The sequence below is a fragment of the Enterovibrio baiacu genome (assembly GCF_004120195.1).
Taxonomy (GTDB): domain Bacteria; phylum Pseudomonadota; class Gammaproteobacteria; order Enterobacterales; family Vibrionaceae; genus Enterovibrio; species Enterovibrio baiacui.
On record NZ_SCHN01000002.1, the window covers coordinates 1 to 8,767 of the forward strand.

General features: G+C 43.1%; 8 protein-coding genes and 1 pseudogene. 5 read left to right on the forward strand and 4 right to left on the reverse strand.

Translation table 11 applies throughout. The annotated features are described in order from the left end of the window. A pseudogene (locus EQP46_RS00040) lies at positions 1–227 on the reverse strand (IS110 family transposase); the annotation flags it as partial. 1,942 nt (positions 228–2,169) lie between these two features. On the opposite strand from EQP46_RS00040, the gene EQP46_RS00045 reads away from it, so the two are divergent. From EQP46_RS00045 to EQP46_RS00055, 3 genes are all read left to right on the forward strand, one after another. Beyond that, positions 2,170–2,670, forward strand: coding sequence for a hypothetical protein (locus tag EQP46_RS00045; protein WP_129491718.1), 501 nt, complete (start codon positions 2,170–2,172; stop codon positions 2,668–2,670). Positions 2,671–2,806: 136 nt separating this feature from the next. After that, entirely contained in the window at positions 2,807–3,220 is a 414-nt protein-coding gene (locus tag EQP46_RS00050) for a GNAT family N-acetyltransferase (RefSeq protein WP_129491719.1), read from the forward strand. Positions 3,221–3,349: 129 nt separating this feature from the next. After that, positions 3,350–3,607, forward strand: a complete 258-nt coding sequence (locus EQP46_RS00055) for a nicotinamide mononucleotide transporter (RefSeq protein WP_129491720.1) — start codon at positions 3,350–3,352, stop codon at positions 3,605–3,607. Positions 3,608–3,765: 158 nt separating this feature from the next. On the opposite strand, the gene EQP46_RS00065 is transcribed toward EQP46_RS00055, so the two are convergent. Further along, on the reverse strand, positions 3,766–4,965 hold the full coding sequence (locus EQP46_RS00065; RefSeq protein ID WP_129491721.1) for an IS4 family transposase: 1,200 nt from the start codon (positions 4,963–4,965) through the stop codon (positions 3,766–3,768). Between the two features lie 238 nt (positions 4,966–5,203). Further along, on the reverse strand, positions 5,204–5,359 hold the full coding sequence (locus tag EQP46_RS24160) for a hypothetical protein (protein ID WP_167482739.1): 156 nt from the start codon (positions 5,357–5,359) through the stop codon (positions 5,204–5,206). Positions 5,360–6,083: 724 nt separating this feature from the next. On the opposite strand from EQP46_RS24160, the gene EQP46_RS00070 reads away from it, so the two are divergent. Both EQP46_RS00070 and EQP46_RS00075 read left to right on the forward strand, forming a co-directional pair. Further along, positions 6,084–6,320: a hypothetical protein gene (locus EQP46_RS00070; RefSeq protein WP_129491722.1), complete on the forward strand. Its 237-nt coding sequence runs from the start codon at positions 6,084–6,086 to the stop codon at positions 6,318–6,320. Between the two features lie 147 nt (positions 6,321–6,467). Beyond that, the gene (locus EQP46_RS00075) at positions 6,468–7,247 is read left to right on the forward strand and encodes a TSUP family transporter (protein ID WP_129491723.1); all 780 of its coding nucleotides are present in this window, start codon (positions 6,468–6,470) and stop codon (positions 7,245–7,247) included. Positions 7,248–7,269: 22 nt separating this feature from the next. Here the strand turns inward: EQP46_RS00075 and EQP46_RS00080 are convergent, their stop codons facing one another. Next, positions 7,270–8,226, reverse strand: a complete 957-nt coding sequence (locus EQP46_RS00080) for an IS110 family RNA-guided transposase (protein WP_129491724.1) — start codon at positions 8,224–8,226, stop codon at positions 7,270–7,272. Positions 8,227–8,767: the final 541 nt, after the last annotated feature.

Here is an 8,767-nt window from a genome sequence, read left to right on the forward strand (position 1 = left end):
GCCATAATACGCGCATCATGACCGAGTTGAATGAACTCTCTCGCCCAATAATGCGCACCACTGCAAGCTTCAAGACCTATACGCATGGGTGGCATATTTGCTAATGTAGTCAGCAATTTAGCGCGGGACACCGATTTGTGAAGAATGACCTTTCCACGGTTATCAACCGCGTGCAAAGAGAAGTGGTGTTTGGCAAGGTCAACGCCGCAAAAGATTAAAGAAGACATGGAACCTCCGGTTTTGAAAAAGACACCTAAGTGTGGAAAATCCACATGAAGGGGGATCCATGTCATTCGTTATCCGTCAGTTCTTTTCATTGTTTGTTTGCGATGTTTGGTTAGCTAGTTCCTCTTTTCGTCGCAGGCTGTTTAATCTGAAAACGCTCATCAAACCAATCCCAAACTCGATGCAAAATCATGTGGCTATCCTTGCTAAGTTGGATTCAATTTCAGTGGTTTTATCGAGTGATTTTGTCTTTAAGGCGTCAGTTGAACTCACAAAATGGCGCGTTCGTTGGGTGTTGGCGGCAAAGCCGCGATAGTATTAAGAATCAGCGGCTAACAAGGTCATCAACGGGACACCTTGCCAATCTCGAAGCGCTTAGAAAGTGGTGTGAATACATGGGTTTGGTGAGGTTTAGTGCGGGCAAGCGCCCGTTATCACAACGTTATCCGTCAGTTCTTTCCGTGTTTAGTTTGCTTTGGTTGGTTAGCTAGTTCCTCTCTTCGTCGCAGGCTGTTTAATCTGAAAACGCTCATCAAACCAATCCCAAACTCGATGCAAAATCATGTGGCTATCTTTGCTAAGTTGAACTGAATACGCATGGTTTTATCGAGTGATTATGTCTTTAGGGCTGCAGTTGAATTCACAAAACGGCGCGTTCGTTGGGTGTTGGCGGCAAAGCCGCGATAGTATTAAGAATCAGCGGCTAACAAGGTCATCAACAGGACACCTTGCCAATCTCGAAGCGCTTATAAAGTGTCGTGAATACATAGGTTTGGTTAGGTTCAGTGCGGGCAAGTGCCCGTTATCACAACGTTATCCGTCAGTTCTTTCCGTGTTTAGTTTGCTTTGGTTGGTTAGCTAGTTCCTCTCTTCGTCGCAGGCTGTTTAATCTGAAAACGCTCATCAAACCAATCCCAAACTCGATGCAAAATCATGTTGCTATCTTTGCTAAGTTGAATTCAATACCTTTAGTTTTATCGAGTGATTATGTCTTTAGGGTTGCAGTTGAATTCACAAAACGGCGCGTTCGTTGGGTGTTGGCGGCAAAGCCGCGATAGTATTAAGAATCAGCGGCTAACAAGGTCATCAACGGGACACCTTGCCAATCTCGAAGCGCTTAGAAAGTGGTGTGAATACATTGGTTTGGTGAGGTTTAGTGCGGGCAAGTGCCCGTTATCACAACGTTATCCGTCAGTTCTTTCAGTGTTTAGTTCGCGATGTTTGGTTAGCTATTTCCTCTCTCCTTCGCAGGCTGTTTAATCTCAAAACCCTCATCAAACCAATCCCAAACTCGATGCAAAATCATGTGGTTATCTTTGCTAAGTTGAATTCAATGCCTTTGGTTTTATCGAGTGATTATGTCTTTAGGGCTGCAGTTGAATTCACAAAACGGCGCGTTCGTTGGGTGTTGGCGGCAAAGCCGCGATAGTATTAAGAATCAGCGGCTAACAAGGTCATCAACGGGACACCTTGCCAATCTCGAAGCGCTTAGAAAGTGTCGTGAATACATTGGTTTGGTGAGGTTTAGTGCGGGCAAGTGCCCGTTATCACAGCGTTATCCGTCAGTTCTTTCCGTGTTTAGTTCGCGATGTTTGGTTAGCTATTTCCTCTCTTCGTCGCAGGCTGTTTAATCTGAAAACGCTCATCAAAGCAATCCCAAACTCGATGCAAAATCATGTTGCTATCTTTGCTAAGTTGAATTCAATACCTTTAGTTTTATCGAGTGATTATGTCTTTAGGGTTGCAGTTGAATTCACAAAACGGCGCGCTCGTTGGGTGTTGGCGGCAAAGCCGCGATAGTATTAAGAATCAGCGGCTAACAAGGTCATCAACAGGACACCTTGCCAATCTCGAAGCGCTTAGAAAGTGTCGTGAATACATAGGTTTGGTCAGATTCAGCGCGGGCAAGTGCCCGTTATCACAACGTTAGGCATAAGGAAGAGTATGGATTTTCTATTATCGATTATGACGGGCTTTCTGGCTTCTTTGCTCGTTGTTCTGTTTCTCTACACGTTAAAGCCAAAAATAGAAATCTCCCCATACATTGCAAAAAACTCAAACGGCGAATACGAGTTTAAAATAATCAATAAGACTCCGTATTCAGTCTTGGACGTAAAGTTTGAGCTCTATCTGGTCACTCCTGTAAATACACCGAACGGAAGGGCTAATTCACTTAAGCTAATGTCATCAGTCGCAGTAGCTGAAATGGATGGTTTTAAAGAGAAAGAAGAACACTTTGGCAAAGAGTTTTTCTTTTGTTACCCAGGGAAACTTGAGTCGCACTGGGATGATGAAAATCAGCATCTAATGTTTGTAGTAAACTCTCGTCATAGTCTTTCACAGTTTTCACGAGTCACAAAGACTAAGTTCTATAGGAAAGGCTCTAGTATTCAGAAAGGTAAGTTCGAAAACGGAAAAAATATGAACGTGATTGCAAATGCCTAACAAGGCAATCAACGCGGGACGCTTTGTCAACGAGCCAGCTTTTCAAAGTGTTTTGAATACAAAGGATTAAAACAGTTTGGGCGGCTTGGTAAGCGCCCGTTATTGCGACGTTATAAGCTATAAGGAATTTTCAGTTTTGAATTATGAAGTACTGGAGCAAACTCCAAGTTCGGAAGAATACTGTCAACTAAGATTGGTTGCTGGTCTGTCTGCTAAATCACTTGAAGCAGCACATGTAGGTTTAAGTAACTCGCTCTATGCAGTATGTGTCAGAGATTCTAATGGTTTGGTCGGTATGGGGAGAGTTATCGGTGATGGGGCATGCTTTTTCCAGATCGTAGATATAGCAGTCAATCCAGACCATCAGGGCTTGGGTTTAGGTAAGACGATTATGGAGAAAATAGAGTCTTATCTTAAAAAAGCGGCTAATGACGGCTCTTACGTATCACTAATAGCGGACAAACCAGAGTTCTACGAAAAACTGGGCTTTGACTACACGGCCCCAGAAGCCTATGGAATGTTTAAGAGGCTCAGTAAAGGTCGCTTATAACAAGGCAATAAACGTGGACGCTTTGCCAACGTGGCAGCTTTTCAAAGTGTTGTGAATACAAAGGATTAAAGCAGTTTTGGGTGGTTTGGTAAGCGCCCGTTATTGCGACGTTATGTGCTTGGAGGGAAAATGGAGTATTTTCAGTACTATGGAATCGATTGGGTTGCAATGGTACTTACATTTCTTGCTATTTGGCAAATTGGAAATAAGAACAAAATTGGGTTCATTTTAATGATGTGCGGAAACACCAGTTGGGTTGCAGTTGGTTATCTTACTGGCAGTGTGGCAATGATAATTGCAAATATCATCTTTTTCTCAATGAACCTTAGAGCAATCATTAAATGGTCAACACCAGAGAAAGAGCCCAAAGTAAGCGTGACTGAATAGTCACCTACAAGCTAAAAGTTCGCACATAACAAGGCGTTTAAGACGGATTCACAACGCTTGGCGATTTCAGTTTAAGTTGAATTTAGTGTTTAAAGTACAATGGTTTAGGTTTGGTAGTTGGCGTTGTTCACCACTTAACGCGGCGCTGAAGGATCCCCTCATAATTCTCCCAACCCAGAAGAATGTGTCAGCCTCTGATACTCGAGCATAGCCCACTGATATTGCTGTTCATTGATGCAATATCGTCGGTGGTTTCTCACCTCTCTACCTAAACGAGGAATGGAGAGAACGCGACGATGTTTAATGGTGTTGGCTTGAAAGTCGTATTGCCATTTCGCTTTTGTTGCAATGAGGCCATTCCACCACATGAGTAGCTCTGCCAGCAGCGCAATCAATAACAAGACGTTGAGGCGCTTGATACAACGCGTTCGGTTATGCCGCAGAGCGAGTCCATACGCGGGGCTTTTCAAGTCGCGGAATGCTTCTTCTATCTGCATTCTCTTTGCATATAGTCGTGTTATCTGAATCGCGTTTAGTGTGTCATTCGGGATATTAGTCACCAGTAACCACGGTTCATTAGCGCTTTTAGCAAAGAGGCGAGACGCCGTATGCTTCTTACTGGTACGGGTATGACGTTGCACTTTACGTCCTTTCGAAGCCTGTTTCACAAGATGAGCATGGCAAGCCAGAGGAGAGCGGCGTGCCAGTTGGCAAGTGCCCAGGTAGGCGGGTTTAGCGTTTGCCTTGGGATAGAGTTCTTTATTGCATTGCCAATCTTGGCGGTGGAGTTTGATAGCGACTTCACCACGAACACGCCCCAGCCAGAACCAGCCTTTTTCTTGCACCTGCCGGAACCACGTATTTCGAAAGCCCGCATCCGAAATAATGATCGGTGTGGTGGCGAGCGGGAGAATGTCGTGAAGTTTATCGAGGAAGCATTGATGGGTTTTTGGCGAGTTATATTGAGCATATTCAAAAGCCTGCTCGTACAGCGTGACAGCACGCCCGTCGAGAGCAATAGACGCACGCAATGTCATATAGCGAAGTTGTTCCCTCACATCAGACCAATCAACCAAAATCACAGGGCAAGGGTTAGCGCGGGCAATAAGGTTGGCATGCCATTTATAGATCTCATCTTTTTCACGGTGTAACTGTGTGTTGCCCAGCAGTCGGTCGACACGCTTGATGGCATGTTTAGCGGTCGTCCTAACGTCGAGCGAGCGACCAAGTTTTGTGAGTGTTAGATCAGCGCCATCGAGTGAGGATTGAGTCGCAAGTAGCAGAGAATGAAGCCGTTTTTTATGAATAGTGGGACACTGATTAGTTAATGTATCTTGTAGAATTTGAATATCGCGCATCGGTAATTCCTCTTGGTGGAATGTGGTTTTTGGCGAAATTCATTAGATCAAAGGGTACGGTGCGCGTCTTTCTCATTGTTTAGAAGAGGAATTTTGAGGGGATTCGCTAGATGCGGGCGTTATCCGTCAGTTCTTCTCTGTGTTTATTTTGCGATGTTTGGTTAAGCAATTCCTCTCTTCGTCGCAGGTTGTTTAATCTCAAAACCCTCTTCAAACCAATCCCAAACTCGATGCAAAATCATGTGGCTATCTTTGCTAAGTTGAATTCAATGCCTTTGGTTTTATCGAGTGATTTTGCCTTGAAGGCCACAGTTGAATTCACAAAATGGTGCGTTCGTTGGGTGTTAGCGGCAAAGCCGCGATAGTATGAGTATTCAGCGGCTAACAAGGTCATGAACGGGACACCTTGCCAATCTCGAAGCGCTTAGAAAGTGGTGTGAATACATTGGTTTGGTCGGGTTTAGTGCGGGCAAGTGCCCGTTATCACGACGTTATATGCTCAATTCTAAATGGTAGTTCAATTGAAACTTTCAGATGAAGTAAAGCTATTGATATCCGTCGTGTATATCTGCCACGTTACAAGAATTCTATCCAGAGATTTCAATGGCAAATGTTGGGCGACAATCATACGACTTGCCACTCCAACAGTAATAGCTGTAGGTGTGCTAAATGTTGCATTGTTGGAGTTTACCAAATTTTGGAAAAGTGCAGAGCTTGGTATCCTAGTTATATTTGTGACTCTAATCCTGACTTCTGCATTTATCAATAAGGTGGTCAGTGACGATAGGCATCTGAGCAAGGCTAGTAAGTTTATTATGGAAATTGATGAAAAGGAACGAAAGGAGAAGGTGTTCTTTTTCAATGCCGTATACTTCATGTTTTCACTTCTTCCGGTCTTTATCTTTGGAGTTGCGCTGTGGATATCACGCATATAACAAAAGCATGAACGGGACATTTCCTCGTGGTGCACTTTTTCATGGAAACACTGTGATTTAGGTGTTTGACACAGATTGGTTTGGAAAACGCCCGTTATTCTGGCGTTAGCTCTTAATGAGTCTTCTTAAAGTACATGTGACTTTTTTTAACCCGTTTAATGTGTACATATAAAGGAGAGAAGTATGGTTACATTGCAATTTTTACAATCAGAGGATGTTGTAACTTACATTGACGTAAATTCAGCCACATATGATGAAGAACTGAACCAACTACAGGCTCAAGGATTCAAATTGTCTGGAGAGCCAATCATAGCTAAGGAAATCAGTGATTGCGTCAGTAAGCACAAGTGCAGGCATGAAGAGAAAATGAAAGAATATGCTGCCCTGTCGGTTGTCTTAGCGATATTTGGCATTACTTAATGCGTTCGAGCACAGCGCTAACAAGTCGCTAAAGCTGGACGCTTAACATTCACGCAATTTTTTCAAACAGGCTTTCGTGATTACGAGGGCTGATTTTAGCTGGGTTAAGCACCGCTTAGCTCAGCGTTAGGCGAAAGGAGTATCTAATTGGAACTTGCGAATTATTCTATTGAAATACTGTCACTTTTATTTTTAGTCGCTGTTATTGCTGGACTACTAGACACATTAGCAGGTGGCGGTGGGTTAATTTCAATACCCGCTCTTATTTTAAGTGGTGTTCCTCCTTTGGCTGCTCTTGGAACAAATAAGTTACAAGGTAGTATGGGAACGGCTACAGCATCTTATATTATGCTTAACAATAAAAAAATTAATTGGGATAATGTTAAATATTTAATGTTGACTGCTTTTATAGGTGCTGGACTTGGAACTGTTACAGTGCAATTTATTAATACAGATGTATTAACGTTTGTGATTCCTATTGTACTTTTGTTTATTGCTATTTATTTTCTTATATCTCCCAAGCCAATTAAAACTCAAGGAAAGCCTAAATTAAGTAATCAGAAGTATAAAAATATAATTATTCCTTTTATTGGTTATTATGATGGTATGTTTGGTCCAGGTACAGGCTCATTTTTCGCCTTATCTGGTGTTACATGTCGAGGACATGACTTAATAACATCTACGGCTATAGCCAAACCACTGAATTTTGCTACTAATATAGCATCTTTAATTGTATTTATAGTTGCAGGTCATGTTGTGTGGGTTATAGGGATTTTAATGATGCTTGGTCAGGTTGTAGGCGCATGGCTAGGATCACACTTATTATTCAAAATTAACCCTGCATATTTAAGAGTCATTGTCGTTCTGATGTGTAGCGGTATGTTATTCAAATACGCAGATTCTATGGGGTGGTTCGTTTTCGCCTAACAAACGACTATGGCGTCAATGATTAATTCTTAGCACTGTTTTCATCCCACATGCTGCCGTCTCTGAGCATAGAATTTAAGATAACAACCATCTTTCTCACACAGGCAATGATGGCGACTTTTTTGGGTTTTCCAGCGTTGACTAAACGCGTGTAGGTTGCTTTAAAAGTAGGGTTACATTGCATCGCAGACATCATTGCCATGTAAAGAACTGTCCGCACTTGAGCGCGTCCTCCTTGGATGACGCGTTTTCCTTTGTAGCGTCCACTTTCTTTTGTCATGGGAGCTACACCAATCAGGGAAGACGCTTGTTTGTTGTTGATATAGCCAAGTTCAGGCACATTGCTGATTATCGAAGCGGCCGCAATATTCCCGATCCCAGGAACGCTCTGTAAGATAGCGTTTTTGGCTTGATACTCGGGGCAGCTTTCAATCAGGCTTGTCAGCTTTTCTTCTATTTTTGAGATTTGATTTTTGAGTGTTGTTAGCATTGGTTTGATGGTTGAATACAATGACTTTGGCAATATGCTCAACCGATTTTTTTCCATGGTTTGCATGGAGAGTAACTGATTTCTTCGGATGACTAAGTCACTCATGATTCGGATATTTTCCGATTTGATTGGAGTGATGGTAGGTTTTATAGCCTCGGCATAGTGTGCGATGAGCTCTGCATCAAGCCTGTCATTTTTTGCTCTACGACCAATAGCGCCTGCGAACCGTTTAATGTGTATGGGATTGGCACGAACGATAGGCAGGTTAGCTTCAGCACAGGCCAACACAAACATCATTTCTAACCGTCCAGTTGCTTCGATAACAATGCGTTCAGGCGAGTGTTTTTGGATAACCTTAAGTGCATCTTTAATACCCTTTTGGCTGTTCTCGACAGAGAAAAAGAGATTAATCGGGCGAATATGAATATCTAATTGTGTTTTCCCTGTATCAACACCGACGTTGATATTTTGCGTGATATTGGAATTCATAATAAGCTCACTCATGCTTGCGAAATGCGGGTTCGAGACCCAGTCGACTATTCGAGGTTTAAGCTTGGAGTCCTATGTGGCGTTCCTGTTTGTTATCGGTCTCTCGATAGAGGAGCCAGCGTTCAATCGAACTGCCATATAGAAAGCTTTAGTTGCAGCTAAAGCCTGGGTCTCACTTTACCCAAAACAGGTCATTTCGGTCAGGATATTTTCCATACAAGCTGTTCAAGCGGGACAAATAACAGTTGGCTGTTTCGCTCCGCTCACAATTTTAGCCAACTACAATTTGCCCCTTAACAGGGCTACATGGATCCCCCCGTTCGTCAAACATCCGCAAGACATTCTGAGATACGTTATGGACTGCCGCTCTACATTCGGCCTTTATCTGACTCTCGTCATGGCCCTGATGACATTGCGCGGTTGCAGTGCCTTATTCGTTAGAAGGCATCAAATGTGCCCGCCGCATTAACAGGCTCTCTGCAAATGGTCTTAACCTATTCTCATCAGCTGCGTCTGCAATGACCCGGTTGGGGTGTTTCTC

Excerpts from the sequence above, each read along its gene's own strand:
- EQP46_RS00045 (WP_129491718.1), top strand. The coding sequence starts at position 2,170 with ATGGATTTTCTATTATCGATTATGACGGGCTTTCTGGCTTCTTTGCTC.
- EQP46_RS00055 (WP_129491720.1), top strand. The coding sequence starts at position 3,350 with ATGGAGTATTTTCAGTACTATGGAATCGATTGGGTTGCAATGGTACTT.
- EQP46_RS00065 (WP_129491721.1), bottom strand. The coding sequence starts at position 4,965 with ATGCGCGATATTCAAATTCTACAAGATACATTAACTAATCAGTGTCCC.
- EQP46_RS24160 (WP_167482739.1), bottom strand. The coding sequence starts at position 5,359 with ATGACCTTGTTAGCCGCTGAATACTCATACTATCGCGGCTTTGCCGCT.
- EQP46_RS00070 (WP_129491722.1), top strand. The coding sequence starts at position 6,084 with ATGGTTACATTGCAATTTTTACAATCAGAGGATGTTGTAACTTACATT.
- EQP46_RS00080 (WP_129491724.1), bottom strand. The coding sequence starts at position 8,226 with ATGAATTCCAATATCACGCAAAATATCAACGTCGGTGTTGATACAGGG.